Origin of the sequence: Mycolicibacterium setense, assembly GCF_000805385.1 — a bacterium.
In the GTDB taxonomy this organism is placed as follows: Bacteria; Actinomycetota; Actinomycetes; order Mycobacteriales; family Mycobacteriaceae; genus Mycobacterium; species Mycobacterium setense.
Map to the genome: position 1 here is coordinate 486,965 of NZ_JTJW01000003.1, position 25,028 is coordinate 511,992.

Sequence of the window (25,028 nt, forward strand, 5' to 3'; positions counted from 1 at the left end):
ACCACGGGTCCTCCTCGTTACGGTTCTAATCGATTAGCGTAGGCAGGCGAAGCGTCGGCGGAACCGTCACAATCGAGGTGATTCAAACTCTTACGAGCGGCCATCGACGAGCGGAGGGTCCACCCGTTGTGAGTGGGAAACGTCCGACCCTGGCAGATGTCGCCGGCCGCGCCGGCACCTCGACGGCGGTGGTGAGCTATGTGCTCAACAACGGGCCGCGTCCGGTCTCGGACTTCTTGCGGGCCAAGGTGCTCCGTGCGATCGACGAGTTGAACTACCGGCCCGATGTCCGGGCCAGGGCGTTGCGCCGGTCTCGGCGCTGGCGGCAGATCGGCCTGTTGGTTCCCGATCTCACCCTGCCGTTGTTCGGCCAGTTCGTGGGTCGCATCGAAGTCGAAGCCCGAGCGCGGGATCACCTGACCCTGATCGGCAACACCGGATACGACCCGGAGCGGGAACTCGAATTCGCCACCGCCTTCACCGAGGTCGGCGTCGACGGACTGCTCGTGGTCGGCGCGGCGAACGCTCCAGAAACGGCGAAACTCTGTCAGCAGGAACGTATTCCGGTGGTGTGGATGCACAACATCCGCGGGGAGGTGGAGGCCGAGATCGTCGGGGTGGATCACGTGAAGGCCGGCGAACTGCTCGCCCGGCACCTGCTCGACACCCACGGTTGTCGCGACGTGGCCTTCGTCGGCGGTTTCACCCAGGCCGACGTCCGTCTCGGCGACCGGGAAACCGTGCAGCAGCGTTTCAAGGGTGTCGCCGCTGTGATCGGTCGCGATGTTCCGGTCATCCGGACCGATCTCACTCCGGAGGGTGCCTATGCCGCGGTCGCTGAGTATCTGGTTCCCGGGCAACGTATCCCGCGTGCGTTGGTGGTCGGCACCTATGGCCAGTCGGCGGCCACCAACCGGGCGATCGCCGATGCGGGGCTGCGAGTCCCGGACGACATCCGGGTGGTCGGGTTCGACGGCGCCGCGACCGACTACGGACGGCTTCGGCTCACCGTGGCGCAACAGCCCGTTAATGCCTTGGCCCGGCTGGCGCTGGGCCGGCTGCTCGGAGAAGCTCAACCCGTCGAGGTTCTGGACCCGTCACTGCGAATCGGCGATACCTGCGGGTGCGGTCCAGGCCAGAGTTGACGGCAACAGTTCGGGCCGCCGAGCCGAGTAATATCCGTCACATAACTCAATACGTCGATGACGCGCTGTGGGAGAACCTCCGCTTTCCGGAGGCGCCGTAGGAGCAAATCCTCCCCGGGAATCTCTCAGGCCCCAATACCGCAGCGTCGAGACAACTCTGGAGAACAGCGCGGCCGTGTCCGTCGCGCTTACCGAAGGTGAAAGGCGCGACGCGCCAAAACTCTCAGGTTTCAGGACAGAGCGGGGAGGTGTAACCACACGATGCATCACTCGTGATGCCCAGCGACCGGAGCACCTCATGACCAGCGTGTTCGACCTGTTCTCGGTGGGGATCGGCCCGTCGAGCTCACACACCGTGGGCCCCATGCGGGCGGCCGGCATGTTCGTCGAGGAGCTTGTCGATCGCGGCGCGGTCGATGATGTCGCCGAGGTCCGGGTGGATCTGTTCGGCTCACTCGCGGCGACCGGTGCGGGCCACGGCACGATGCCGGCCATTCTGCTGGGTCTGGAGGGCTACCGGCCCGAGACGATCGAGACCGACGAGATGCAACGGCGCCTCGCCGCCATCCGCGCCGAGGGCGAGATCCGGGTGGCGGGCCGGGTGACCATCGCGTTGACCGAGTCCGACATGCGCCTGCAACCGGGCCGCCGGCTGGCCCAGCACCCGAACGCCATGACGTTGACCGCATTCGGGGCCGCAGGCGACGTCATCTACCGCGAGACATACTTCTCGGTCGGCGGGGGATTCGTCGTCACCGAAACCGAACCGGCGCAGCATGATACGACGCAATCGGAGACGCCCGGCTCCTTCCACTCGGCCGCCGATCTACTGGCCCTCACCGAGCGGGACGGGCTGTCGGTCAGCCAGGCGATGATGCGGCACGAGTGCGTGTTTCGAAGCGAAGCCGAGGTGCGGGAACGTCTGCTGCAGATCCGCGACGTCATGGTCGCGTGCCAGGCCAACGGGATGTCCCGCGACGGCTATCTGCCGGGCGACCTGCGGGTCCGGCGTCGTGCCAGGGACTGGTTCGTGCGGCTCGACGCCGAGGATCCGCAGCGTGATCCGGCTTTCGCCGAGGACTGGGTGAACCTCGTCGCGCTCGCGGTCAACGAGGAGAACGCGTCGGGCGGCCGGATCGTGACCGCGCCGACCAACGGTGCGGCCGGGATCATCCCGGCGGTCCTGCACTACGCGTTGCACTACACGCCGGCCGGAAAGGCCGACCCGGACGACACCACCATCCGTTTCATGCTGACCGCCGGGGCGATCGGTTCGCTGTACAAGGAGCGGGCCTCGATCTCGGGTGCGGAGGTCGGTTGTCAGGGTGAGGTCGGCTCCGCCGCGTCGATGGCCGCGGGCGCCCTGGCCGAAATCCTCGGCGGCACACCGCAACAGGCAGAGAATGCCGCCGAGATTGCCATGGAACACAGCCTCGGCCTCACATGCGATCCGATCGGCGGGCTGGTGCAGATTCCGTGCATCGAACGCAACGCGATCTCGGCGGGCAAGGCGATCAACGCCGCCCGCATGGCACTGCGGGGAGACGGGACCCACCGGGTGAGCCTGGATCAGGTCATCGAGACGATGCGTGCTACGGGCATGGACATGAGCGCCAAGTACAAGGAGACATCCACGGGTGGGCTGGCGGTCAACGTCGCCGTCAACGTCGTCGAATGCTAATGGTGCAGAAGCGCGCGCAGCGCGACGGCCGCGGGGTCGTTGCCGAAGTGCTCGACGACCTGCACCTGGACTTCGCCGACGACACCACCGAGGATCGCACCGACCGCGATCATGGTCGGCTCGTCGTCCTTGAACACCGGCCGCAGGATCGACTCGTACTCCTCATTGGTGAGCTGCCCCATCTTGTCGATGATGGTCTGCTCGAGGTCCAGCGCGTTCATGGCGTAGTCCTGAGCCTCGACCAGTGTGGTGGGCAGCCGCTCGAGCACCACCTTCACCATGTTGTCCTTGAGGGCGTTGTACCGCCGTGTCCCGACGGCGAATTTCACCAGCGGGGTGGCGATGCCGGTCTGCGCGTCGATGGCCGCCGCGACCTCCTTGCCGACCAACGCGAACAGCTTGTCGGAGCCCGGGCCGCGTAACACGCCGTCGAACAGGATCTCCGGTGAGAACAGGTCCTCGGCCAGGATGCGCGCGTAGTCCTTGGTGATCTGCTCGCGTTCGGCGTGCAGCAACCCCTGGAACGGGATGAAGCCGAGATACTTCGTGGGCCGCACGGGTCGGAACAACATGTTGAGCGCGATGTAGTCGCTGATCAGACCGACCCCGAAGCCGAAAGCCGGCATGATCCAAGGATTCTGGAACAACGCCCACGCCACCATCTGGACCACGCCGATCACGAGTCCGAAGTAGATGCCGCTGCGACGGACGAAAGCCATCGCGTTGTCGCCGAGCCCGCGCATCAGCTTGTTGAGCTTGTCCTTGTTGCGGACCAGTGTCGTGACGGCCAGGTACTGGATGTCGACGAACCGGTTGAGGTCCGACCGCATCTCGGTGAGCATCTTCTCCACGACGATCGATGTCTGGTCGTGGATACGCGACATGATCGCTTTGCGCGCGGCATCGGGCAGCGAATCCCAGAGCCCCGGGCGGATCTGCTCGGCGATGTCGCGGGAAATCTCGTCGACCGCCTGGGTCAGAGGCCCGCGCAGTGCGTCGACGGCCTCTCTGGCATCGACCTTCTCCAGCAGCTCCTCCGGTCTCAGCAGCTTCTGGGTGAGCAGCTCGATGGTCTTGGACCCGACCTTGCCCGCGCGGCGGGGCACGATGCCCTGCCAGCCGACCGGGCCGATGCCCTTGAACTCCATCGGCCGGTACAGCATCTCCAGCGCGACGATCTTGGTGCTCCAACCGACGAAGGCGGCCACGAACGGCATGGAGAGATAGATCAGCCAATTGACGCCGAAATCGGCCTTGATCTCCTGCCAGGTCTGGATGGCGAGGATTGTCTCGGCTGTTCTCATGCGCGATCCGCCTTCGGCTTCTCGCTGCCGGCCATGCGGTTACGAACCGTCCCGTTGCACCGCAGCCTCCCACAGGCCGCGACCCAGACCCGACAGCGTCAGGGTCAGCTTCTCCACCCGGGCGGTGAGTGGCCCGCGCGATGCACTCTTGACGGCCTTCAACACCATGGGCTCGGCCATGAGCACCTCGTATTCCGCCTTCTGTGCCGGATCCTCCGGGCCGGTCTCGACCAGACCCAGTGACAACAGATGGCCGACGTACTGGGGAACCATGGCGGGCAGCGCCACATTGGCGGTGCGACCGATGAGGCACGCGTTCTCCAGGACGGCCTGCCCCGGGGTCCGGGCCCGCGTCCAGGTGTAGACGTTGACCAGCGGCGAAGCCGCGCCCTCCGACAGCGCGCCGATGATTCGTGCTTCATCGGCCACCAACTGGTCGAGGAGGCGGTGGTAGAGCTCGACCTGGCTACCGGTGGTGCTCTGGTCCAGGGCGCGGTCCAGCAACCGGTCCATCTTGGTGTTCAGTGAGTCGGCGGTCGGCTCCTCCGGTGTGGCGATCGGCGCCGGACGCGACGTCGATTCGATGGCCTCCAACCGGTTCTTCACCAGGGTGGCCAGTTGCTCCTCGCCCCAGGCGGCCAGCTTCATGCTCGTCTTCGCGGCGTCGAGCGCCCGATCGGCGATCCCGAACGGGTCGTACCGCTTCGGCACGAGCGGCCGGGGATTGCGCGGGGTCCGGATGGCAATGGCGATGTCGCCGACCGGCGTGGCCCACCTGAACGCCCGGCGCTGGTAGCCGTGCTTGGCGGGCTTGTCCTCGGGCACGTTCGGTTCGGGTCTGGTTATCTCGTCTGCCATCGCCGGTCGATCCCCCTCAGTGGCTGTCGCGCCCCTGGGGGCGACGGTATGAGCCGATGTCGAGCCGTGGTCGGGCCGACCGGCGGCATCTGATTATGGGGCACGGTACCCGGCCTGGGCGGAGGCGAGTGCCGTCGCGAACCGTCCGGGAAGAAACCCGCGATCCCGGGAACAAATCCGCCGAAACGCCCGTTGACCACATCGACAGCAAGTTGAGTGACATTGACTCAAGTCTGGGTTGACAATCTATGCTCGCCCAGAGCAAGCTTGAGCGCAGTCCGCTCAGACCCCGATATCTATCAGGAGGCAACACCATGGCTCGTGCGGTCGGCATCGACCTCGGGACCACCAACTCATGCGTCGCGGTTCTGGAGGGTGGCGACCCCGTCGTCGTCGCGAACTCCGAGGGCTCCCGGACCACCCCGTCGGTTGTCGCATTCGCGCGCAACGGCGAGGTGCTGGTCGGCCAGCCCGCCAAGAACCAGGCCGTGACCAACGTCGACCGGACCATCCGTTCGGTCAAGCGTCACATCGGCAGCGACTGGACCGTCGAGATCGACGGCAAGAACTACACCGCGCAGGAGATCAGCGCGCGTGTGCTGCAGAAACTGAAGCGCGACGCCGAGGCGTACCTCGGTGAGGACATCACCGACGCGGTCATCACCGTGCCCGCGTACTTCAACGACGCCCAGCGTCAGGCCACCAAGGAAGCCGGTCAGATCGCCGGCCTCAACGTGCTGCGCATCGTCAACGAGCCGACTGCGGCCGCACTGGCCTACGGCCTGGACAAGGGCAGCAAGGAACAGACCATCCTGGTCTTCGACCTCGGTGGCGGCACGTTCGACGTCTCGCTGCTGGAGATCGGCGACGGAGTCGTCGAGGTGCGTGCCACCTCCGGTGACAACCACCTCGGTGGCGACGACTGGGACGACCGGATCGTCGAATGGCTGGTCGACAAGTTCAAGTCCACCAGCGGCATCGACCTGACCAAGGACAAGATGGCGATGCAGCGGCTGCGTGAGGCTGCTGAGAAGGCCAAGATTGAGCTCTCGAGCTCGCAGAGCACCTCGATCAACCTGCCCTACATCACCGTCGACGCCGACAAGAACCCGCTGTTCCTCGACGAGCAGCTGACCCGCGCCGAGTTCCAGAAGATCACCCAGGACCTGCTGGACCGCACCCGTCAGCCGTTCCAGTCGGTGATCAAGGACGCCGGCATCTCGGTTTCCGAGATCGACCACGTCGTGCTGGTCGGTGGCTCGACCCGCATGCCCGCCGTCACCGAACTGGTCAAGGAACTGACCGGTGGCAAGGAGCCCAACAAGGGCGTCAACCCCGACGAGGTTGTCGCGGTGGGCGCCGCGCTGCAGGCCGGCGTGCTCAAGGGCGAGGTGAAAGACGTTCTGCTGCTTGACGTCACCCCGCTGTCCCTCGGTATCGAGACCAAAGGCGGCGTGATGACCAAGCTGATCGAGCGCAACACCACCATCCCCACCAAGCGGTCCGAGACCTTCACCACGGCTGACGACAACCAGCCGTCCGTGCAGATCCAGGTCTTCCAGGGTGAGCGCGAAATCGCTTCGCACAACAAGCTGCTCGGCTCCTTCGAGCTCACCGGTATCCCGCCGGCCCCCCGCGGCGTGCCGCAGATCGAGGTCACCTTCGACATCGACGCCAACGGCATCGTGCACGTCACCGCCAAGGACAAGGGCACCGGCAAGGAAAACACGATCAAGATCCAGGAAGGCTCCGGCCTGTCCAAGGAAGAGATCGACCGGATGATCAAGGACGCCGAGGCGCACGCGGAAGAGGACAAGAAGCGTCGCGAAGAGGCCGATGTCCGCAACCAGGCCGAGTCGCTGGTCTACCAGACGGAGAAGTTCGTCAAGGAACAGCGTGAGGCCGAAGGCGGGTCGAAGGTTCCCGAGGAGACCTTGACCAAGGTCGACGGTGCCATTGCCGAGGCGAAGACGGCGCTGGAAGGCAGCGACATCTCTGCGATCAAGTCGGCGATGGAGAAGCTCGGCGTCGAGTCGCAGGGCCTGGGCCAGGCGATCTACGAGGCCACCCAGGCCGAGCAGGCCGCCGGTGGACCCGACGGAGCTGCCGGCTCGTCCAGCGCGGACGACAACGTCGTGGACGCCGAGGTTGTCGACGATGATCAGGAGACCAAGTGAGCGGTGATGAGGCCCGCCGAAGAGCATCGGACGAAGTCGATACGCACGAGCCGGTGACCATCACCGACAAACGGCGCATCGATCCCGACACCGGTGAGGTTCGTGAGCAGGCGCCGGCCCCTGGTGGGCCGGCGTCGGCCGCCTCCGAAGCCGGAGAGTCGGCGAGCGATAGCGACGAGGTCGCCGAGCTCAAGGCCACGCTGCAACGCGTGAAGGCCGAATACGACAACTACCGCAAGCGGGCACTGCGCGATCAGCAGGTCACCGCCGAGCGAGCCAAGTCCGGCGTCATCACCCAGTTGCTGGGTGTGCTCGACGACCTGGACCGTGCTCGCAGCCACGGTGACCTGGAATCCGGACCGCTCAGGTCGGTGGCCGACAAGCTGGTCAGCGCCCTTGAAGGACAGGGCCTTTCCTCATTCGGCTCCGAGGGTGACGAGTTCGACCCGTCACTGCACGAGGCTGTGCAGCACGAGGGCGAGGGCACCCATCCCGTGGTCGGGACCGTGATGCGCCGTGGCTACAAAATCGGTGACCAGGTGGTCCGGCACGCCCTCGTCGGTGTGGTCGACACGGTGCCCGAGTCCGAGCCCGAGGCCGACGCCGGTAACGATTCCCCGTCGGGGACAGCGGATAACGCTGACGCCGCCGGTGATCAGGCCGCAGAATCAGACAACTAGACAATCCAACTAGAGAGAAGAGGTAAGGAGGTGGCGCATGGCCCAACGCGAGTGGGTCGAGAAGGACTTCTACAAGGAGCTCGGCGTCTCCTCTGACGCCAGCGCCGACGAGATCAAGAAGGCCTACCGGAAACTGGCCTCCGAACTGCATCCCGACCGCAATCCCGATGCGGGAGCGGCAGAGCGGTTCAAGGCCGTTTCCGAGGCGAACAGTGTTCTGTCGGATCCCGCGAAGCGCAAGGAGTATGACGAGACCCGCCGGCTGTTCGCCGGGGGTGGGCGTCGGTTCAACCCGGGTGGGAACTTCAGTGGCGGATTCGGTTCCGACGGAGCCGAATTCAACCTGGGTGACCTGTTCGACGCGGCCGGCCAGAGCGGCGGCGCAAACATCGGTGACCTCTTCGGCGGGCTGTTCGGGCGCGGTGCACAACCGCGTCCGAGCCGGCCACGCCGGGGCAATGACCTGGAAACCGAAACCGAGCTGTCCTTCTTGGAAGCCACCAAGGGCGTGGCCATGCCGCTCCGGCTGACCAGCCCGGCACCCTGCACCAACTGTCATGGCAGTGGTGCGCGGCCGGGTACCAGCCCCAAGGTGTGCCCGAACTGCAACGGCTCGGGTGTGGTCAACCGCAACCAGGGCGCGTTCGGATTCTCCGAACCCTGCACCGAATGTCGGGGCAGCGGCTCGATCATCGAGCATCCCTGTGGCGAATGTCAGGGCACCGGCGTCACCACCCGGACCCGCACGATCAACGTGCGGATTCCTCCGGGCGTCGAGGACGGTCAGCGCATCAGGCTGGCCGGCCAGGGTGAGGCCGGGCTACGAGGTGCGCCCTCGGGCGATCTCTACGTCACCGTGCATGTGCGCCCCGACAAGGTGTTCGGGCGCGACGGCGACGACCTGACTGTCAGCGTGCCGGTCAGCTTCCACGAATTGGCCCTGGGAACAACGCTTTCCGTTCCCACCCTGGACGGCAAGGTCGGCGTGCGCGTGCCCAAGGGCACCTCCGACGGCCGGATCCTGAGGGTGCGCGGCCGCGGGGTGCCCAAACGCTCCGGCGGGCATGGTGACCTGTTGGTCACGGTGAAGGTCGCGGTGCCGCCGAACCTGGAAGGTGAAGCGGCAGAGGCGCTGGAGGCCTATGCGAAAGCCGAGAGGGCCAGCGGTTTCGATCCGCGGGCCGGATGGGCAGGCAACATATGAGCCAGCGGAAAGAGGAAGCTCGCACATTTTTGATCTCGGTGGCCGCCGAGCTGGCTGGTATGCACGCGCAGACCTTGCGTACATACGACCGGCTCGGCCTGGTCAGCCCGCAGCGTAGTTCCGGCGGCGGGCGCCGCTACTCCGAGCGCGACGTCGACCTGCTCCGTGAGGTGCAGCGGTTGTCGCAGGACGAGGGCGTCAACCTGGCCGGCATCAAGCGCATCATCGAACTGACCAATCAGGTCGACGCGTTGCGCGCACGGGTTGCCGAGTTGACGCAGCAGGTCGAACAACTCAGCGATCAGCGCCGCGATGTTTCGGTGGCGTCCAAAGCTGTGGTGCTGTGGCAGCCCGCCGCTCGGCGGCGACATAGGCCGTAGAGCCGCTCGGCGGCGACATAGGCCGTAGAGCCGCGGCGCTAGCCGACCTTTATCGAAAAGATGGCCGTCTCCGGACTTCCCGGGGCGGCCATTCTGTATTTCCCCCGCCGCAAGGCATCGGTGGGTGCGGTCATCGGCTCGATGCCCACCACGTTGTCGCTGAGCGGAGCGAACAGCTGCGCGGCGGGATACCCCGCGCCGAAGGTGACCTCGACCCGGTGGGTTCCGCCCGAGAGCGTGAACGCCGCACCCTCGTCGACGCCATCGAATCCGTCGTCGAGTTCGGTGGTGCTCAGCTGCCTCGGCCCACCCGGCCACTTTTCGGATTCGCCGGTGGGCAGGCCCCGCTCATCCACGAGCAGATGCCGCATCGAGGGGGTCTGCAACTGCCAATCCCCGCGCGGCACACCGGGAATCGTCAGGTATGGGTGATAGCCGTAACACAGCGGCACGGGTTGTTCGGCGGTCGCCGTCACAGTGGTGGCGACGCTGAGCGTGCGATCGGCCAGTGTCACCACCATGGTCAAGCGATGCGGGAAGGGGAAAGTCGCCAGCAGCCGCGGGTGGTTGTCCCAGTCCAGCGCGGCCGTCAACGTGTTCTCGGTATGTTCGACCACCTGCCAGTTCGGATTGGCTGCCAGCACCCCGTGCATCGGTGACCCGTACGCGTCGCCGCGTACCCCGTTGATCCCGGCTGTCACATTCACGATGGTGTCCTCGACGCGGTACCCGTTGGCGCTCAGGCGATTTGCCCATGGGTAGAGGATCGGGATCCCCATCGTCTTGCCGTCGGTCAGGTAGGCCTGCAGCCCGCGCCGCTGGCCCAGGAATTCGACGTCTTCGTCGGCCAGCGAGGTGCAGATCATTCCCGCGGCGGGGACGTACGTTGCCGTAAGAGGAGATGACGGGTCATGCAGGGTGACTGGTTGAACCGCGGCCATGGCGCCAGTCTGGCATCCTCAGCGCGTCAGCGGGTCGTGCTGGATGCGCTCGGCCGGCGCTCCCCGCTCGACCAGGGCGGCTTTGGTCGCGGTGACCATGTCCGGACCACCACAGACCAGGATCTGCCGATCGCCCCAGTTGCCGTATCTGGTCACCACTTCGGCGAGGGTGCCCGTTTGGCGCACATGAAGGCCGCGCGGCGGCTGGACGTCGGGGTATTGGCCGGCCCAGGGTGGATCGGTGCTGTACTCGGACACCGGGGTCACCGACAGCCACGGGTTGGTCGAGGCGATGTGCCACAGCGTTTTCAGGTCGTACAGATCACAGGGGTAGCGGCCGCCGAAGAACAGGTGCACGCGCGGGTTCTCACCGTGCAAGGTCATGTCCATGATGATGTTGCGCAGCGGGGCCAGACCCGTGCTGCCCGCCACCATCAGCACATCTTCGCCGTCGCGGTCGACGTGCAACCCGCCGTGCGGGCTGGACAGGCGCCAGCGGTCCCCGATCTTGGTCTCGGCGACGATCGCGGTGCTCACCATGCCGCCCGGTACCGACCGGACGTGGAACTCGATGCCCCCGGAGCGGTCGGACGGAACCGCCGGACTCAGGTAACGCCACCGGCGCGGCCATTGAGGCACCTGGACGGTGACGTACTGCCCGGGGTGGTAGAACAGCGCCTGATCGAGTTGCAGCCGGATCACCGAGATGTCGCGGTTGACCCGGTGGTGTTCGATGACGGTGCCGTCGCAATAGGCCGGGGACTCCTCGGCGTCGGCCGCCCCGCGCATCACCCCGATGATCAGGGCCACGGCGTCGCGAGTGGCCTCGGCCAACCGGTCGTCCCATTCGGACTCGAGGTGGCTGTGCAGCGAGTTGTACAGCGCATCGTGCATGGAGTCGTAATGACTCTGCGTGACGCCGTACTTGCGGTGGTCTCTGCCGAGCTGAGCCAGGAACGCCACCGGCTCCTCGGCACGCTGCGCGATCAACTCCCCGAACAGCCAGGTCAGGGCGCGGGCAAAGACGTCGCGCTGACTGTTCATGTCGGGCGGGAACAGGTCGCGGGCCGAGAGGTCGGTGGCGAACCACTGGGTGTAGAAGTTGCGGATCAGCGTCGCGGAGCCCTGCTCGGGGTCGACGGCGCTCTGCAATGTCTGCAGCGCTTCACGGTCATCGAGTCCCACGGAGTCGCAGTCTAGGCGCGGGGGGTCCGGGCCGCCGCAATGCGGCGATGATCACCAATGACAGCCCGGCGAGGGCCCAGCAACTGAGCACGATGAGCGCCAGGTCTGCGCCTGCACCGCCGAAGTAGGCGGTGGATCGCAGCAGCGTGGCGGTGGCGCCTTGCGGCAACAGCTGGCCGAGCTGGCCCCAGCCGGCCGGCAGCATCTCCGGGGCGGATGTCAACCCCGACAGCGGGTTGCCCAGCAGCAAGGCCAGCGCGGCGCCCACACCCAGGCCGACCTTGCCGAACAGTGAGCCGAGGCCGAGCATGAACAACCCCGCGGCGGCGATACCGAGGGTGAGCCCTGCGGCCACGCCCCACAAGTTCGAGTCGATCGAGCCGAACACGTAGTAGAGCAGGGCCGCCACCGTGGTGCCAGCGAGTGCGCAGAACACGATGGCGGCGGTCAGGCGCGTCCACACCTCGCGGCGCAAGACCAGCACCAGTGCGATGGCCGGCAGCATCCCGGCCAGGGTGATCGGCAGGGCAGAGGCGGCCAGACCGGTGCCGCGCGGATCCTGACTGGTCGGCGGGGCGAGATCCTCGGTGTGAAGGGCTACCCCGGAATGCGCGGCGATGCCGGTGCCGATCTGGGTGAGCAGTTGCGCGACGGCCGGGCTGCCTCCGGTGGCGGTCAGCAGGGTCGGGCCCTGCGGACCGAAAGCTATGCCGCCGTAGACATTTCGATTGAGGATCGCCTCACGAAGGGACTCCTCGCCGGGGTAGTAGGTCACCGCGAAAGCGCCGGGAGCCTGTTGTTCCAGGCGCTCGGCGATCTGACTGGTGGCGGCCTGGGGTCCGGCGGCGCCGATCGGGACGTCGTGCGGTTTGGAGCGTGATGCGGGCAGGGCGAAGGCGATGGCCACGACGGCGATCGCGATGGTCAGCACGGCCACGATGCCCGCTGCCCGTAGAGCGGCGGGTGGTTGGTGTTCGGGAGCCGCGTGGTGGACGGGGGTGGGGGCTTGGGTCGAGAACATCGTTCCCTCTTTTCATCCGACGTTGAATTAATCGGTTGATGTGAGGGTAAGCCGGGCCGAGTCATTTTTCAACACCTATTGAAATGATAGTGTCGATGCATGGCTTCACCTGGGAATACCGCCACGAGACGGGGGCGCCGTCAGGGCGACCCAGTGTCGCGCGACGCGGTGTTGGCAGCAGCCAAGCAGCGGTTTGCGGCCGAGGGATACGAGAAGACGACGCTCCGCGCCATCGCCGCGGATGCGCACGTCGACGCGTCGATGGTGCTGTATCTGTTCGGCTCGAAGGCCGACCTGTTCCGGGAGTCGCTCCGGCTGATCCTGGATCCCGACGTGCTGGTGGCTGCGCTGGAAGGGCCGCCCGAGGACATCGGCGAACGCATGGTTCGCGTCTATCTGAAGATGTGGGAGACGCCCGACACCGCGGCCAGCATGCGGGTCATGCTGCAGTCCGCAACGTCGAATTCCGATGCGCACGTGGCATTTCGAACGTTCATGCAGGATTACGTGCTGGCCGCGGTGTCAGGTGTGCTGGGCGGTGGCGAGCAGGCTCGGCTGCGCGCCATGCTCGCCGCGTCGAATCTGGTCGGTACCGCGATGCTGCGCTACGTGATGGCGGTGCCGCCGATGGCGACGCTCGACGGCGAAGAGGTAGTGCGGCTGCTCGCCCCGACGGTGACCCGCTACCTCACCGCCGATCCGGCTGAGCTGGGCCTGCCCGAGTTGTAGACGGTCAGTGCGCCCGGTCGGAGTGACGCGCGATCAGCGCCAGCTCGGCTTCGCCGGCCTGCTCCGGGGTGGCGAACGGCATGTTGGTCCCGACGAAGTCCCGCGCTTCCTGGAAGTCCATACCCTGCTCGACCATCATGTTGACCACGCCGATGTGCACCACTGCCGTCGCCCGCTTGGCGGCGACGCCTGCGACGAAGCGGATCTCGTCTGCCAGCTGAGCCTCCGTCAGCGTGGTCACCTTCGGGTCCAGGTCCACCTGGGCGACTGACCCGTTCAGATAGGCGGTGACGGTGACGGTGCCCGGCGGATTGATGGCCTGAACCACCGGGATCTGTTCTTCGTCCTCTTCGTGGGGCTCGGCGTCCAGGGCACCGAAACCGCCGTCTTCGTGGTCCTCGACTTCGTCGTGGTTGGCGTAGTCATGGACCGCGTCCAAACCGGTGCCGTGGTCGTCGTGGACGTCCAGACCGCTCTGGAAGTCCGGCAGCGCGTCGAGGTCGGACGCGTCGTCCTCGACCTGAGGTGCGCCGAAGTCGAACGCATCGAGGCCGTTGTCGTCATCGGCGTCGTCGTCCCAATCGGAACCGTGAGGCGTCATTCGTTAGTCATACCTGTTGGGGGTCGGTCATCGATTACCTGGTCGGATTTATCACCGTGGATGCATCTGCTTGCCGATGTCGGCGCCGCCTTGCACATCCGTCTGGGCGTAATGCGATGCAGAGATATTCAGCTTCTCCGACATATCCTGCGACACAGCTGCCATTGCCTCGCATGCCGCTGCGCGGGCATCGTTGGCAAAAGCTAGGGCCACGATGCTGGTAGTGCAGATCGAGCCGTGGTTCACCACCATGGAATCAGTGACGCCGTCGGTGATGGTCGCTCCGACCTTGATGTAACCCTGCGCAGTGCGCTGTCGCCTGGACAGCTCGCGGACGTGGGACGCAGTGACGCCGAGTGTGCCGTCAGACATCGATCGATCCCTCTCCAGTACCTGTCGACGTGCCACCGGAGGGGCTCCACGGTGCGGGAGTCGTGTTGCCGTGCGGAGGTGACATAGATCCTGGTGGCGCCCCGGCCGGCCTGGCGCCAGCGGCGACCTCTCGGTAGGCGTTGGCTGCTTTTTGGAACTTCTGCGCATTGTCGGTCGCCAGGTATCCCATTGTCGTCACCGCGCCGAGCACCGGGGGCATTGCTATGGCGACCGCGCTCATCTCGAACGCCATCTGTTGTGCCGGGCCGGTCGGCGGGGTCTTCCCTATGGCAATCGCTATCGGGATACAGACGGTGAGGCAAGTCGCCGCGATGTCGAGGGCCATGCGCGTCTTTTCAAGCTGCCCCGCCTGGCCGGCGATGATGCCCTTTACTTCTGCGTCGATTTTGGCCATCTTCGCGGCGCGGTCCTGCTGCAGATCATTCTGGGCGGCGTACGCGTCCGATCCGCTGCCATGCCACTGCTCGGTGGGCGTCGCGCCCTTCAAAGTGTCCGCGATGGTGTTGAAGTGGTCGGCGCCCTCAGTGAACCGGTCGCCGGTCTCCGGATCGCCGATTCCGCACGTCAACTGGATCCCATTTAGGGCGAGGAGGGCTGCACCGAGGATGGGCGTCCCAAATCCTTTGATCCGTCCTTCCGGAGAACCGTAAGAGCTGAAGCTGGTGGGGGACTTCTTCAGCAAGTGTTCGGCGCCAAGCTCGCTGAGGAGGTGCGTGCCGCCGATTACGTCTGCGCCAAGCCCGGCCTGGGCTACGGCCGCCTCGACAGGGTTCTCCTTGCCCTTCGCGTCCCAGTGCTCTTTGGCACCCTTGCCGGCGAATACGACCTCGATGACCGATTGGACGTGGTCCAGCTTGCTCATTTCCCCCCTCTTCTGCGACTTCGCAAGCCTAACAGCGTGATTACGGGGGTCGGTGCACCAATCTGAGCAGCTGGCGTGTGCCCGCAGCCTGTTCAATAGATGCACTCTAGTTAGACTGCGGGCATGCTGATTCTGGGGGGAGCAGGCATCCCGCTCGGCTCACGTAGTTGGCCCGACACACCAGAAGAAGCTTTGGCTCGCTTCATCGCGATATGCCTGGTGGCGGCCGTGGTTCTCGCGGCCACAGGCGTGTTCTGGTGGTGGTTCGGTGCGAGCCGGCCGAATGCCTACCAGCGACGTTTGGGGCAGGAATCGGCAGAGTTCCGTGCCCGCTGGCCCGCTGACCAGCTGGGCCGTGCGCCCTACGGTGAGTTGGACAAGGAAGCGCAAAGGTGTTGGCTGGTGCTTCTCCTGCTCGAGGAGGGCAAACTGGTGGCTCCCAATTACGAGGAGCGCGCCAAAGAGATTGCCGCCCTGCGTCATTGGATAGGCATAGTGGTGGCCGCGATGAATGCGGCCGCTGCCCGCAATCGGCAGGCCGCCGTTGCGGAAGGGTTCAGGTGACATGGGCACCGAATTCGATCTCGGCTCGTTCATCGAGGGGTCCATTCCCCTTGCGATAATCGCGTTGGTGTGCGGGATTGGAAGCTCGGCTTTCTTCGCTGGGGTCATGTGGTACAGCAGAAGGGCGTCGTATCGAGAGCTCGCGCTGCTGTATACGCACTCGTCGGCATTTTGGGCGCGCTGGCCGGGGGACCGGCTTTGGGTGGCGCCTTACGACGAACTGGCCGCTGAAGCGGACAGGTGCGATCACCTCTTCAGAACCGTAGGCGAAAAATCAATGAGACTGCCTGTGAAAAGGGGGCCGGCGAGAAAGCAGGCAGAAGCCTTACACGCTGAGTTCAGTGAGCAGGTCGAACGCGAGAAAGTCATGTACCAGCAGATGCTCGCCACCGTCCACAGCGCTATGAACTACGCGATCTCTCAGGGCCGTGGCCCGCAGCAGCAGGCCTACCGCGCCTGAATTGCCCTGCCGCGCAAAAACTCAGCTGCCCTCAAAGTGATTGTGCCCCAGGGTATCCACAAACGTAGGACCCTTTAGGCCGAGCTCACTCAGGTATTCACCGGACCAGGTGCCGAATGGCTTGTGCGCCAGGTATTCGTTACGGAACCGGTCATCCTCGGATACCTCGGAAACGCAGAACGAGGGAATCGCCAGATCGACCACGGGCCCGCCGCGCTCAACTTCGGAGAGCAGTAGCGGTGCATTTCGCCCGAGGAACTGGTCGATGATCCAGCCGTCCTCGCCGAGCCACATCGAATAGCGAACCTTCGCGATCACATGTTCGGATCGGCCCACGATCTGGGCCGCAATCAATGGATCGAGTTCCCGCTCGGCTTCGTAGCGGGTGCCCCCGACAGCGGGACCTTTGGCGGTCATGGTCCCCAGCGATTCCTCGCCCAATGCCGCCACGAGCTCGGCGGGCGTGGCATCCAATTCTGCGGGGGCGGGCCCCTGGACGCGGACGCGCACGGCGTATCCGTCGGAGGCGAACAGATATGCCTGGACGATCAGTGCTGGGGCGGGATCCGATGCTGCCACAGCGGGCAATTCGCGGACAAAGAACTTCCGCTCGAATTCGAAATCACCGAAACCGGATTCGGACATGCGCACACCGTAGCCCGATATGCGTCGAAAAGCCTCGGCTACAGGCCGTGAATTCCCTTGTAGAGCACGAGGAGACCGATCACCACCAGAATTGCCGCAACCAACACGGCATGTTGGCGTTCCATCCATTCCTTGAGCCGGGCCAACGCGGGATCCAAGCGCTCGCCGGACACCGCGTACGCCAGGATCGGCAATGCCACTGTCGACCCCGCGGCCGCCACGAAGTAGAGGCCTGCCAGCCAGACTCCGGGTTGGCCGAGGCCGGCCGAGCCGATCGCCAAACCTGCTGCCATGCAGATGAAGAGCACCTTGGGGTTCGCCACGGTTAGTAGTGCGCCCGTGGCGCCCGCGCGAGCGGGAGTGAGTTTGCTCAGGCTCTGCATCCATTTCGGGCTGTGCTCGGATTTTGCCCGGGTGAGCCAGCGGTACACGCCGAACACGATGAGTGCGCTACCTACCACGATGCGCAGCCATGATGCCCATGTCGGTGGTTCGTCAAGCGCGCCGAACAGATTCGACACCCCGACGAAGATGGCGGTCAACGCGAACATGCCGATCAGCCAGCCGGCCAGGAACGCCAACCCGGTCGGTCGGGGGCGGGACGTGTGCAGCACCAGCACCGCCGGGATGATCGACAGCGGTGACAGCGCAACCACCAGCGCCAGTGGGATGAGCTCGGTCAGAACCGAACCCCAGGTTTCCGTCATGGCCGCCCTCTCGATTGCCGTGCCAGTGCAAAACGTAGCAATACGGAATCGCCGTGGTCGTGAATGCTCACCATCGGCCGGCCGTGATGTTCTCGACAGCGTCGGCGGCGTGTTCCGGCCCGCCGTGGGCGTGGATTTCCGTGCGGATGGTGTCGAGGGTGTCCCGGAGCTGTTGCGAGGTCGTGACACCGAGTACCGCGTCGCGGATGTCGTCCACGCTGGGCAGGTGATCGGGCAGGTGTCGGCCGACCCCGATGGTCTCCAACCTGGCCGCGTTGGCCGGTTGATCGACGGCCTGTGGGATCGCCACCATCGGGACGCCGAACCACAGGCCCTCGGTGCACGAACCCATGCCGGCGTGGGTGATGAAGCAATCGGCCTGTCGCAGCACGGCCGGCTGGGGAACGGACTTTCGTGCCTGAACCCACGACGGGACCGCGCCCACGTCAGCGCGGCCGGTCGCCAGCACCAGCCGCCAGCCCTGCCCGTCCAGTGCGTCGATCACGTTGCGGTACACGTCGGCTCGTTCGGTGTAGGCAGTGCCGAAGGCCAGCAGCGCCAGCGGGCCGTCTCCGGCCGGCGGGGTCCAGTCGCCGGCGTCCTCGCGCCGCGGGTCGATGCACGGGCCGACGAAGCGGTAGCGGTCGCCGACCCGATCGGCGTTGCGCTGCATGACCCGTGGGATGAGCACCAGGCAGCGCCGCGGCAGGCCGGTCACCTCGTCGAACGTCAGCCCGGTCCCGGAATCGGCGAGCCACTGGTCGAACGCCTGGCGATAGGCCAGTCCGCCTGGACTGTTGAGGATCGGGTCCAGGATCTCGGCCATGTCCTCGTGATAGCCCTCCCAGGCCACCTCGCTGGGGGAGAGTTGGGCCGACGGCACGCCCCAGCGCGCGGCGGCGACCGGCCCGGCCAAGCCGCCGATGTCGTACAGCACCAAGTCGGGACGGTCGTTGTCGAGGGCGGCATGGACCTGCGGCAGGACATGCACGGCCTCGTCGAGGAACATCCGCATGCCGGCCGCCGGGTCGGAGTCGTCGAAGGTTTCCGGTGCGCCGGGGGCCCCCGGCAGGATGGAGGTGCAGGCGATCACGTCGGCACCGGTCGGGGTGACCAGGTCGGTCAGGTGGCCTCCGACCAGGTAACTGACCCGGTGGCCGCGGCGCACCAGCTCGTGCACGACGGCCAGATGTGGGTACATATGGCTGGGAGCCGATGCGGCGACGACGGCGATGTGGGACGGGGAGGACACGCATCCGAGTGTGCCCGGCAAAAATTTCTAAAGTTGAGCGGAACAGACTCAACCTTGACTACGTTGTACATCGCGACAAGCATTTTCTCTATCGGAAAAGGGAGGTGTCGTGGACTCGTTCAACCCGACGACCAAGACTCAGGCGGCGCTGACCTCAGCGTTGCAGGCGGCCAGTTCCGCAGGCAATCCGGAGATCCGGCCCGCCCATCTTTTGATGGCACTGCTCACACAGAATGAGGGCATTGCCGTACCCCTGCTCGAGGCCGTCGGCGTGGACCCCGCGACGATCCGGACCGAGGCGCAGCGGTTGCTCGACCAGTTGCCCAGCGCCAGCGGCGCCAGCAGCCAACCCCAGCTGAGCCGGGAATCGCTCGCCGCGATCACCACGGCCCAGCATCTCGCCACCGAGATGGACGACGAGTATGTCTCGACCGAACATCTGATGGTCGGCCTGGCCACCGGCGACTCCGAGGTGGCCAAACTGCTGACCGGGCACGGCGCATCACCGCAGGCGTTGCGGGACGCCTTCACCAAGGTGCGTGGCAGCGCCCGCGTCACCAGTGCCGACCCCGAAGGCACCTACCAGGCGTTGGAGAAGTACTCCACCGACCTGACCGCACGTGCCCGGGAAGGCAAGCTCGACCCGGTCATCGGCCGCGACAACGAGATTCGTCGCGTCGTGCAGGTGCTGAGCCGGCGTACCAAGAACAACCCGGTGCTCATTGGTGAGCCCGGTGTCGGTAAGACCGCGATCGTCGAGGGCCTGGCCCAGCGCATCGTGGCCGGCGACGTGCCGGAGAGCCTGCGGGACAAGACCGTCATCAGCCTGGACCTCGGCTCGATGGTGGCCGGTGCCAAGTACCGCGGTGAGTTCGAGGAGCGCCTCAAGGCTGTCCTCGACGACATCAAAGACTCGGCCGGGCAGGTCATCACGTTCATCGACGAGCTGCACACCATCGTGGGCGCCGGTGCCACAGGCGAATCCGCGATGGACGCGGGCAACATGATCAAGCCCATGCTGGCCCGCGGTGAGCTCCGCCTGGTCGGCGCGACCACGCTCGACGAGTACCGCAAGTACATCGAGAAGGACGCCGCTCTGGAACGCCGGTTCCAGCAGGTACTGGTCGGCGAGCCGTCCGTCGAGGACACCGTCGGCATCCTGCGTGGCCTCAAGGACCGCTACGAAGTGCATCACGGTGTGCGCATCACCGACTCGGCTCTTGTTGCCGCGGCGACCCTTTCGGATCGCTACATCACCGCACGGTTCCTGCCGGACAAGGCGATCGACCTGGTCGACGAGGCCGCGTCCCGGCTACGCATGGAGATCGATTCGCGGCCGGTCGAGATCGACGAGGTCGAACGGCTGGTCCGTCGCCTCGAGATCGAGGAGATGGCGCTGGAGAAGGAGGAGGACGACGCCTCCAAGGAGCGGCTGGAGAAGCTGCGCGGCGAGCTGGCCGATTACAAGGAGAAGCTGGCCGAGCTGACGACCAGGTGGCAGAACGAGAAGAGCGCCATCGACATCGTCCGCGAGCTCAAGGAGCAGTTGGACACGCTGCGCGGTGAGGCCGACCGGGCCGAGCGCGACGGTGACCTGGCCAAGGCCGCCGAGCTGCGTTACGGGCGTATCCCCGAGGTCGAGAAGAAGCTCGACGCCGCACTGCCGGTGGCCGAGGCCCGTGAGAACGTCATGCTCAAGGAAGAAGTCGGCCCCGACGACATCGCCGAGGTGGTCGAGGCGTGGACCGGCATCCCGGCGGGCCGGATGCTCGAAGGTGAGACCGCCAAGCTGCTGCGCATGGAGGAGGAGCTGGGCAAGCGCGTCATAGGCCAACGGGCCGCAGTCACAGCGGTTTCCGATGCGGTGCGCCGCAGCCGGGCCGGGGTGGCCGATCCCAACCGGCCGACGGGCTCGTTCATGTTCCTCGGTCCGACCGGTGTCGGTAAGACCGAGCTGGCGAAAGCGTTGGCGGAGTTCCTCTTCGACGATGAGCGCGCCATGGTCCGCATCGACATGAGCGAATACGGCGAGAAGCACTCGGTGGCTCGGCTGGTCGGTGCACCTCCGGGATACATCGGCTACGACCAGGGTGGTCAGCTCACCGAGGCGGTGCGTCGGCGTCCGTACACCGTGGTGCTGTTCGACGAGATCGAGAAGGCCCACCCGGACGTGTTCGACGTGCTGTTGCAGGTCCTCGACGAGGGCCGGTTGACCGACGGCCAGGGCCGCACGGTCGACTTCCGCAACACGATCCTGATCCTGACCTCGAACTTGGGTGCCGGTGGCACCGAGGAGCAGGTGATGGCGGCGGTGCGGTCGGCCTTCAAGCCCGAGTTCATCAACCGGCTGGACGACGTGATCATCTTCCACGGGCTGGAGCCTGGTGAGCTGGTGTCGATCGTGGACATCCAGTTGCAGCAGCTGCAGAAGCGGCTGGCTCAGCGCCGGCTCACCCTCGAGGTGTCTCTGCCCGCCAAACAGTGGCTGGCCCAGCGCGGTTTCGACCCGCTCTACGGTGCCCGCCCGCTGCGGCGGCTGGTGCAGCAGGCCATCGGTGACCAGCTGGCCAAGCAGTTGCTGGCCGGCGAGGTGCACGACGGCGACGTAGTGCCGGTCAACGTCAGCGCCGACGGCGAAGGTCTGATCCTGGGCTGACCTAGCCTGCTCACGGTGGGGACCGGCGTGATATCGATGACGGGTGCTCACGTCTGTTACGCCGGTCCCCGGTAAGCCCAATCTGCTCCTCGGCGCCTACGACCTGGCCACGCTGGGATACGGCGCCGAGGAGTTTTTCGTCTCGGGGACGGCTCAGTCGTATGCGCCGGCGGGTTCGGCGGAGTACACGACGCGCATCGTGGTTGTGATGCCGATCGACCCCGCCAAATTCAACGGCACCGTCCTCGTGGAATGGCTCAACGTCAGCGGCGGTATCGACGCTCCTGCAGTGTGGTTCATGGCGCACCGCGAAATCGTCCGAAGCGGTTACGCATATGTGGCGGTGTCGGCCCAACACGTCGGCGTGGAGGGCGGGGACAGCCTCGTCGGCGCCGACATGTCATTGAAGGCGCAAGACCCCGAACGTTATTCGAACCTGCGCCATCCTGGTGACGCATTCTCCTTCGACATCTTCACCCACGTCGCCCGGTTGGTGCGCGATGGCGCTGTCGACGGCCTCGAACCGGAAACCATACTGGCGGTTGGGGAGTCACAATCAGCGATGTTTTTGACCACTTACGTCAACGACGTCGACCCCATCGTCTCAGTTTTCGATGGCTTTCTCGTCCACTCGCGGTTCGGGCCGGCCGCTCCGCTTGGCGGGACCAGCGCGCTCAACGAGTCCCGTCCGGTGCCGTTCCGGGACCACCTGCGGGTCCCGGTCCTCACGGTGCTCACCGAGACCGACGTGGTCGACGGCCATCTGCCCGGCTATCACCAAGCGCGACGGCCCGACACCGATAACTTCCGGGCGTGGGAGATACCCGGAACCTCCCACGCCGACAATTACACGATTCGCGTCGGATTCATCGACAACGGGTCAGCGCCCCTGTCGGACATCGTCGCGGCGTACGCGCCGACCGACCAGCTGATGGGGACGACGCTGTCGTACTTCATCAATTTCGCCCCGCAACACCACTACGTGCTGCAGGCCGCGGTCGATGCCCTCAACACCTGGGTGCGAACTGGTGCGCCGGCACCAGGGGCCGCGCCGATCGAACTATCCGACGGCGGCCAGATGGTCCTCGACGCCAACGGCCTTGCCAGGGGCGGAGTTCGGACTCCGTGGGTCGACGTGCCGATAGCGCGGACGTCGGGACTCGCGAACGATGAGAGTCCGATGTCGTTTCTTTTCGGATCGGGCGAACCGTTCGACGCCGACACGCTGCAGGCGCGCTACCCTGGCGGCTCGGCCGAATACCTGGCCCGCTTCACCGAGTCGTTGGACACGGCTGTCAAGGCGGGATTCATCGTGCCTGCGGACCGTGCCGAGATCCTGGAGCTCGCTGAGGCGACTTATCCCCGCTAGAGCGCGAACCTCCCCGCGAACCCACGCAGCGGCACGTCGGCACTGGTGAGCAGCCCGGGCGGCGCCTTGACGACGGAGGCGATGGCGTTGAGGGCGGGCAGGCCCGTCACGGTCATGCCGATGGAGGCGAACGAGTCCGGATCGGAAAGGTCCACACCGGGTTTCGGGAAGATCATGTGCTTGTTGTAGATGCACGGATCACCCTTGATCTGAGTGATGTAGCAGCCCTTGATATCCCAGCTGGGGTCCGTGTGCGGGGTCATCTGCCATTCGAGGTGGGTCTCGACTCGCGGTACGCCGTCGACGGTCCCGACGTACTTGATGTAGTTGCCACCCAGTGACCCCTTGGGCAGGGTGTACCAGCCCAGGTCGACGTCCTTGGTGCAGGCGCCCAGTTCATATTCGAACTTGACCTCGTCGAGTTCCAGCCCGAAGCAGTCGGCCATCATCAGCACACTGTCGGCGAAAACCCGGGTGTACTTCTCCAACTTGCCCGGGATCGACGGATCGTCTACCGGGAGGCCGTAGCCGACCTCGATCCACGTGTCCTTGCTGTGATGGCATGACACGTCGACGGATTCGATGGTGGTGACGTTCTCGATCTCGGCGACGTCGGCCGAGCAGACCACGCCCAGGATCTGGTTGACACCGGGATTCATGCCCGTGCCATAAAACGTAGAACCACCACGTGCGGCCGCTTCCGCCAGTACCTGGGTGACCGGCTTCCCCGAGGGGTGGGGATGGTTGGTGTCGCGGTGCCAGCCGGTGATCCAGTCGGCGGTGGTGACGATGTTGATCCCGGCCTCAAGGACTTTCACGTAGAGGTCCTCATCCGGAAAGACGCCGTGGAACGTCAATACGTCGGGACGCGCGGCGATGATCTCCTCGATCGTGCCTGTCGCGGTGACCCCGATCGGCTCGATCCCGGCGATCTCGCCGGCGTCACGGCCCACCTTTTCCGGTGTGTAGCAATGCAATCCGACCAGCTCCAGATCGGGGCGTTTGCCGATGCGTTTGATCATCTCGGTGCCGACGTTGCCGGTCGCCACCTGGAACACGCGGATCTTCTCTGTCATGTGAAATCGGCCTTCCGTCGTGATGTTGAATTGGCGGCTCCGCCGCCGGAAGCCAGGTCTGCGGCACTGCCTCCCAGACCATCTGGATAGAACTGCATGGCCCACTTGCGGATTGCGGTGAAGCCCTCGTATTCGGAGGTGGCCAGAGCGGGGGGATCGGAATAGCGCTGGTGTGACCAGATGTGGATGTCTTGGGTGAATTGCCGGATCACCTCGTCGCCGAACTCGGCTGCCTTCGCGGCCGCGCGAGCTGGATCTTTCGCGGCGGCTTTCCCCTTCGTCCGACCGATGTAGACCATGAACCGGACATCGGAGGTCGACTCGTCGACCGGGGTGACGGCCGAGATGGTGCGGTTGTCGATCATTCCCCAACTCTTGGTCACCGCGATGCCCAGGCCGCCGTTGATCGCCTCGACACCGCTTTGCACATCGTCGATGGATTGTTGATCGCTGCCCTCGAACGTGATGGTGAAGTCGACGTAGGAGACGGGTGCGGCGAAGTCGTGACGGGTGAACACCGGCACGATCGGAGTTTGGTGCACGAATTTGAAGTGCGCGAAGTCGACGCCGTTCTCCAGCACGTATTGCGGGTGCAGCTCGAGTCCTCCGCGGAACAGCCGCTGCTGGGGGTAGTAGTCGGCGGCGGTGCTGCCGTCGGCGAAAGACGCGAACACGTCCGGCGCCTCGAAGAACGGCTCGCGCCCTTCGATGTCGTGCCAGATGTAGATCGCCTCGTTGCGTTCGGCGACGGGGTAGGTGCGCATGCGGCGGCCGCGGTTCGGCCGGTCCTGGTACGGGATGCAGACGTTGCGGCCCTCGGCATTCCATTGCCAGCCGTGGAACGGGCACTGGATGACCTCGCCGACGACGTGGCCGCCGAAACCCAGATGGGCGCCGAGATGCTCGCAATAGGCGTTCATCACGGTCACCTGCCCGGATTCCGAGCGCCAGGCGACCATCTCCTCACCGAAGTACTTCATGGCGTGCACGGCCCCGACGCCGACTTGGTCCGACCAGGCGACCTGGAACCATCCCGTCGGTTTCATCGACAACGGTGGTTTTGCCATGACGCGAATCGTAGGAGGTTCTGTGAAACTTGTGAAGAGGTTTAGTAGAGGGTTCTGTGAAACTTCGTCCG

24 protein-coding genes and 1 riboswitch are annotated in these 25,028 nt (G+C 65.6%); of the genes, 11 read left to right on the top strand and 13 right to left on the bottom strand.

Features of this window, described 5'->3' with window-relative positions; all coding sequences use genetic code 11:
* Window positions 1–128 precede the first annotated feature (128 nt).
* Together QQ25_RS03720 and QQ25_RS03725 are read left to right on the top strand one after the other, a co-directional pair.
* Window positions 129–1,145 carry a LacI family DNA-binding transcriptional regulator gene (locus QQ25_RS03720; protein ID WP_039377257.1) on the top strand — a complete coding sequence of 339 codons (1,017 nt, stop codon included), beginning with the start codon at window positions 129–131 and terminating at the stop codon, window positions 1,143–1,145.
* Between the two features lie 58 nt (window positions 1,146–1,203).
* A riboswitch (glycine riboswitch) is annotated at window positions 1,204–1,296 on the top strand.
* Window positions 1,297–1,443: 147 nt separating this feature from the next.
* Window positions 1,444–2,826, top strand: coding sequence for an L-serine ammonia-lyase (locus QQ25_RS03725; protein WP_039377260.1), 1,383 nt, complete (start codon window positions 1,444–1,446; stop codon window positions 2,824–2,826).
* On the opposite strand, the gene QQ25_RS03730 is transcribed toward QQ25_RS03725, so the two are convergent.
* Window positions 2,823–4,130 carry a DUF445 domain-containing protein gene (locus QQ25_RS03730; RefSeq protein WP_039313550.1) on the bottom strand — a complete coding sequence of 436 codons (1,308 nt, stop codon included), beginning with the start codon at window positions 4,128–4,130 and terminating at the stop codon, window positions 2,823–2,825. The two genes, QQ25_RS03725 and QQ25_RS03730, sit on opposite strands and share 4 nt — an antisense overlap.
* A gap of 39 nt (window positions 4,131–4,169) precedes the next feature.
* A complete protein-coding gene (locus QQ25_RS03735) occupies window positions 4,170–4,988 on the bottom strand; it encodes an Abi-alpha family protein (RefSeq protein ID WP_198530748.1) in 819 nt (272 codons plus the stop codon).
* Between the two features lie 314 nt (window positions 4,989–5,302).
* On the opposite strand from QQ25_RS03735, the gene dnaK reads away from it, so the two are divergent.
* The 4 genes from dnaK to QQ25_RS03755 are packed head-to-tail and all read left to right on the top strand — an operon-like array spanning window position 5,303 to window position 9,429.
* Window positions 5,303–7,165, top strand: a complete 1,863-nt coding sequence (dnaK, locus tag QQ25_RS03740; RefSeq protein WP_039377261.1) for a molecular chaperone DnaK — start codon at window positions 5,303–5,305, stop codon at window positions 7,163–7,165.
* The gene (gene grpE, locus QQ25_RS03745; protein ID WP_052235603.1) at window positions 7,162–7,845 is read left to right on the top strand and encodes a nucleotide exchange factor GrpE; all 684 of its coding nucleotides are present in this window, start codon (window positions 7,162–7,164) and stop codon (window positions 7,843–7,845) included. The genes dnaK and grpE overlap by 4 nt, the downstream gene beginning before the upstream one ends.
* A 37-nt stretch (window positions 7,846–7,882) precedes the next feature.
* Window positions 7,883–9,049: a molecular chaperone DnaJ gene (gene dnaJ / locus QQ25_RS03750; protein WP_039313555.1), complete on the top strand. Its 1,167-nt coding sequence runs from the start codon at window positions 7,883–7,885 to the stop codon at window positions 9,047–9,049.
* Window positions 9,046–9,429: a heat shock protein transcriptional repressor HspR gene (locus tag QQ25_RS03755; RefSeq protein WP_039313556.1), complete on the top strand. Its 384-nt coding sequence runs from the start codon at window positions 9,046–9,048 to the stop codon at window positions 9,427–9,429. The genes dnaJ and QQ25_RS03755 overlap by 4 nt, the downstream gene beginning before the upstream one ends.
* A gap of 38 nt (window positions 9,430–9,467) precedes the next feature.
* Here the strand turns inward: QQ25_RS03755 and QQ25_RS03760 are convergent, their stop codons facing one another.
* Genes QQ25_RS03760 through QQ25_RS03770 form a run of 3 tightly spaced genes read right to left on the bottom strand, consistent with a single transcriptional unit; the run spans window position 9,468 to window position 12,576 of the window.
* On the bottom strand, window positions 9,468–10,370 hold the full coding sequence (locus QQ25_RS03760) for an aldose 1-epimerase (protein WP_039377264.1): 903 nt from the start codon (window positions 10,368–10,370) through the stop codon (window positions 9,468–9,470).
* A gap of 18 nt (window positions 10,371–10,388) precedes the next feature.
* Window positions 10,389–11,555 carry an FAD-binding oxidoreductase gene (locus QQ25_RS03765; RefSeq protein ID WP_039313558.1) on the bottom strand — a complete coding sequence of 389 codons (1,167 nt, stop codon included), beginning with the start codon at window positions 11,553–11,555 and terminating at the stop codon, window positions 10,389–10,391.
* Window positions 11,542–12,576 carry an ABC transporter permease gene (locus tag QQ25_RS03770; RefSeq protein ID WP_052235604.1) on the bottom strand — a complete coding sequence of 345 codons (1,035 nt, stop codon included), beginning with the start codon at window positions 12,574–12,576 and terminating at the stop codon, window positions 11,542–11,544. The genes QQ25_RS03765 and QQ25_RS03770 overlap by 14 nt, the downstream gene beginning before the upstream one ends.
* A gap of 99 nt (window positions 12,577–12,675) precedes the next feature.
* On the opposite strand from QQ25_RS03770, the gene QQ25_RS03775 reads away from it, so the two are divergent.
* On the top strand, window positions 12,676–13,305 hold the full coding sequence (locus QQ25_RS03775) for a TetR/AcrR family transcriptional regulator (RefSeq protein WP_052235605.1): 630 nt from the start codon (window positions 12,676–12,678) through the stop codon (window positions 13,303–13,305).
* Between the two features lie 4 nt (window positions 13,306–13,309).
* On the opposite strand, the gene QQ25_RS03780 is transcribed toward QQ25_RS03775, so the two are convergent.
* Genes QQ25_RS03780 through QQ25_RS30920 form a run of 3 tightly spaced genes read right to left on the bottom strand, consistent with a single transcriptional unit; the run spans window position 13,310 to window position 15,161 of the window.
* A complete protein-coding gene (locus tag QQ25_RS03780; RefSeq protein ID WP_101906353.1) occupies window positions 13,310–13,906 on the bottom strand; it encodes a hypothetical protein in 597 nt (198 codons plus the stop codon).
* A gap of 51 nt (window positions 13,907–13,957) precedes the next feature.
* Window positions 13,958–14,278: a type VII secretion target gene (locus QQ25_RS03785; RefSeq protein ID WP_052235606.1), complete on the bottom strand. Its 321-nt coding sequence runs from the start codon at window positions 14,276–14,278 to the stop codon at window positions 13,958–13,960.
* Window positions 14,271–15,161: an EspA/EspE family type VII secretion system effector gene (locus tag QQ25_RS30920; protein WP_039377269.1), complete on the bottom strand. Its 891-nt coding sequence runs from the start codon at window positions 15,159–15,161 to the stop codon at window positions 14,271–14,273. Before QQ25_RS30920 ends, QQ25_RS03785 begins: the two co-directional genes overlap by 8 nt.
* Before the next feature lie 123 nt (window positions 15,162–15,284).
* Between QQ25_RS30920 and QQ25_RS03795 the strand changes: the two genes are divergently transcribed.
* Window positions 15,285–15,725: a hypothetical protein gene (locus QQ25_RS03795; protein WP_039377273.1), complete on the top strand. Its 441-nt coding sequence runs from the start codon at window positions 15,285–15,287 to the stop codon at window positions 15,723–15,725.
* Window position 15,726: 1 nt separating this feature from the next.
* Complete coding sequence (locus QQ25_RS03800) at window positions 15,727–16,185, top strand: hypothetical protein (RefSeq protein WP_039377274.1); 459 nt, start codon at window positions 15,727–15,729, stop codon at window positions 16,183–16,185.
* Between the two features lie 21 nt (window positions 16,186–16,206).
* Here the strand turns inward: QQ25_RS03800 and QQ25_RS03805 are convergent, their stop codons facing one another.
* The 3 genes from QQ25_RS03805 to QQ25_RS03815 form a co-directional block, all read right to left on the bottom strand.
* Window positions 16,207–16,830 (bottom strand): CYTH domain-containing protein, encoded by a 624-nt coding sequence (locus tag QQ25_RS03805; protein ID WP_039377276.1) that lies wholly within the window; start codon window positions 16,828–16,830, stop codon window positions 16,207–16,209.
* A gap of 38 nt (window positions 16,831–16,868) precedes the next feature.
* Window positions 16,869–17,537: a GAP family protein gene (locus QQ25_RS03810; RefSeq protein WP_039377278.1), complete on the bottom strand. Its 669-nt coding sequence runs from the start codon at window positions 17,535–17,537 to the stop codon at window positions 16,869–16,871.
* A 67-nt stretch (window positions 17,538–17,604) separates the two neighbouring features.
* The gene (locus QQ25_RS03815; protein WP_039377279.1) at window positions 17,605–18,789 is read right to left on the bottom strand and encodes a macrolide family glycosyltransferase; all 1,185 of its coding nucleotides are present in this window, start codon (window positions 18,787–18,789) and stop codon (window positions 17,605–17,607) included.
* A 109-nt stretch (window positions 18,790–18,898) separates the two neighbouring features.
* On the opposite strand from QQ25_RS03815, the gene clpB reads away from it, so the two are divergent.
* Both clpB and QQ25_RS03825 read left to right on the top strand, forming a co-directional pair.
* On the top strand, window positions 18,899–21,445 hold the full coding sequence (gene clpB, locus QQ25_RS03820) for an ATP-dependent chaperone ClpB (protein WP_039313582.1): 2,547 nt from the start codon (window positions 18,899–18,901) through the stop codon (window positions 21,443–21,445).
* A gap of 43 nt (window positions 21,446–21,488) precedes the next feature.
* Window positions 21,489–22,814, top strand: coding sequence for an alpha/beta hydrolase domain-containing protein (locus QQ25_RS03825; protein WP_039377281.1), 1,326 nt, complete (start codon window positions 21,489–21,491; stop codon window positions 22,812–22,814).
* Here QQ25_RS03825 and QQ25_RS03830 read toward each other — a convergent pair.
* Window positions 22,811–23,890 carry an NAD(P)H-dependent amine dehydrogenase family protein gene (locus QQ25_RS03830; protein ID WP_039313587.1) on the bottom strand — a complete coding sequence of 360 codons (1,080 nt, stop codon included), beginning with the start codon at window positions 23,888–23,890 and terminating at the stop codon, window positions 22,811–22,813. The genes QQ25_RS03825 and QQ25_RS03830 overlap by 4 nt on opposite strands.
* A complete protein-coding gene (locus tag QQ25_RS03835; protein WP_039377283.1) occupies window positions 23,887–24,957 on the bottom strand; it encodes a Rieske 2Fe-2S domain-containing protein in 1,071 nt (356 codons plus the stop codon). Before QQ25_RS03835 ends, QQ25_RS03830 begins: the two co-directional genes overlap by 4 nt.
* Window positions 24,958–25,028 lie beyond the last annotated feature (71 nt).

Bases quoted from the DNA above. Each gene is read 5' to 3' on its own strand.
- QQ25_RS03725 (WP_039377260.1), top strand. From the start codon at position 1,444: ATGACCAGCGTGTTCGACCTGTTCTCGGTGGGGATCGGCCCGTCGAGC.
- QQ25_RS03730 (WP_039313550.1), bottom strand. From the start codon at position 4,130: ATGAGAACAGCCGAGACAATCCTCGCCATCCAGACCTGGCAGGAGATC.
- QQ25_RS03735 (WP_198530748.1), bottom strand. From the start codon at position 4,988: ATGGCAGACGAGATAACCAGACCCGAACCGAACGTGCCCGAGGACAAG.
- dnaK (WP_039377261.1), top strand. From the start codon at position 5,303: ATGGCTCGTGCGGTCGGCATCGACCTCGGGACCACCAACTCATGCGTC.
- dnaJ (WP_039313555.1), top strand. From the start codon at position 7,883: ATGGCCCAACGCGAGTGGGTCGAGAAGGACTTCTACAAGGAGCTCGGC.
- QQ25_RS03755 (WP_039313556.1), top strand. From the start codon at position 9,046: ATGAGCCAGCGGAAAGAGGAAGCTCGCACATTTTTGATCTCGGTGGCC.
- QQ25_RS03760 (WP_039377264.1), bottom strand. From the start codon at position 10,370: ATGGCCGCGGTTCAACCAGTCACCCTGCATGACCCGTCATCTCCTCTT.
- QQ25_RS03770 (WP_052235604.1), bottom strand. From the start codon at position 12,576: ATGTTCTCGACCCAAGCCCCCACCCCCGTCCACCACGCGGCTCCCGAA.
- QQ25_RS03775 (WP_052235605.1), top strand. From the start codon at position 12,676: ATGGCTTCACCTGGGAATACCGCCACGAGACGGGGGCGCCGTCAGGGC.
- QQ25_RS03780 (WP_101906353.1), bottom strand. From the start codon at position 13,906: ATGACGCCTCACGGTTCCGATTGGGACGACGACGCCGATGACGACAAC.
- QQ25_RS03785 (WP_052235606.1), bottom strand. From the start codon at position 14,278: ATGTCTGACGGCACACTCGGCGTCACTGCGTCCCACGTCCGCGAGCTG.
- QQ25_RS30920 (WP_039377269.1), bottom strand. From the start codon at position 15,161: ATGAGCAAGCTGGACCACGTCCAATCGGTCATCGAGGTCGTATTCGCC.
- QQ25_RS03795 (WP_039377273.1), top strand. From the start codon at position 15,285: ATGCTGATTCTGGGGGGAGCAGGCATCCCGCTCGGCTCACGTAGTTGG.
- QQ25_RS03800 (WP_039377274.1), top strand. From the start codon at position 15,727: ATGGGCACCGAATTCGATCTCGGCTCGTTCATCGAGGGGTCCATTCCC.
- QQ25_RS03805 (WP_039377276.1), bottom strand. From the start codon at position 16,830: ATGTCCGAATCCGGTTTCGGTGATTTCGAATTCGAGCGGAAGTTCTTT.
- QQ25_RS03810 (WP_039377278.1), bottom strand. From the start codon at position 17,537: ATGACGGAAACCTGGGGTTCGGTTCTGACCGAGCTCATCCCACTGGCG.
- QQ25_RS03830 (WP_039313587.1), bottom strand. From the start codon at position 23,890: ATGACAGAGAAGATCCGCGTGTTCCAGGTGGCGACCGGCAACGTCGGC.
- QQ25_RS03835 (WP_039377283.1), bottom strand. From the start codon at position 24,957: ATGGCAAAACCACCGTTGTCGATGAAACCGACGGGATGGTTCCAGGTC.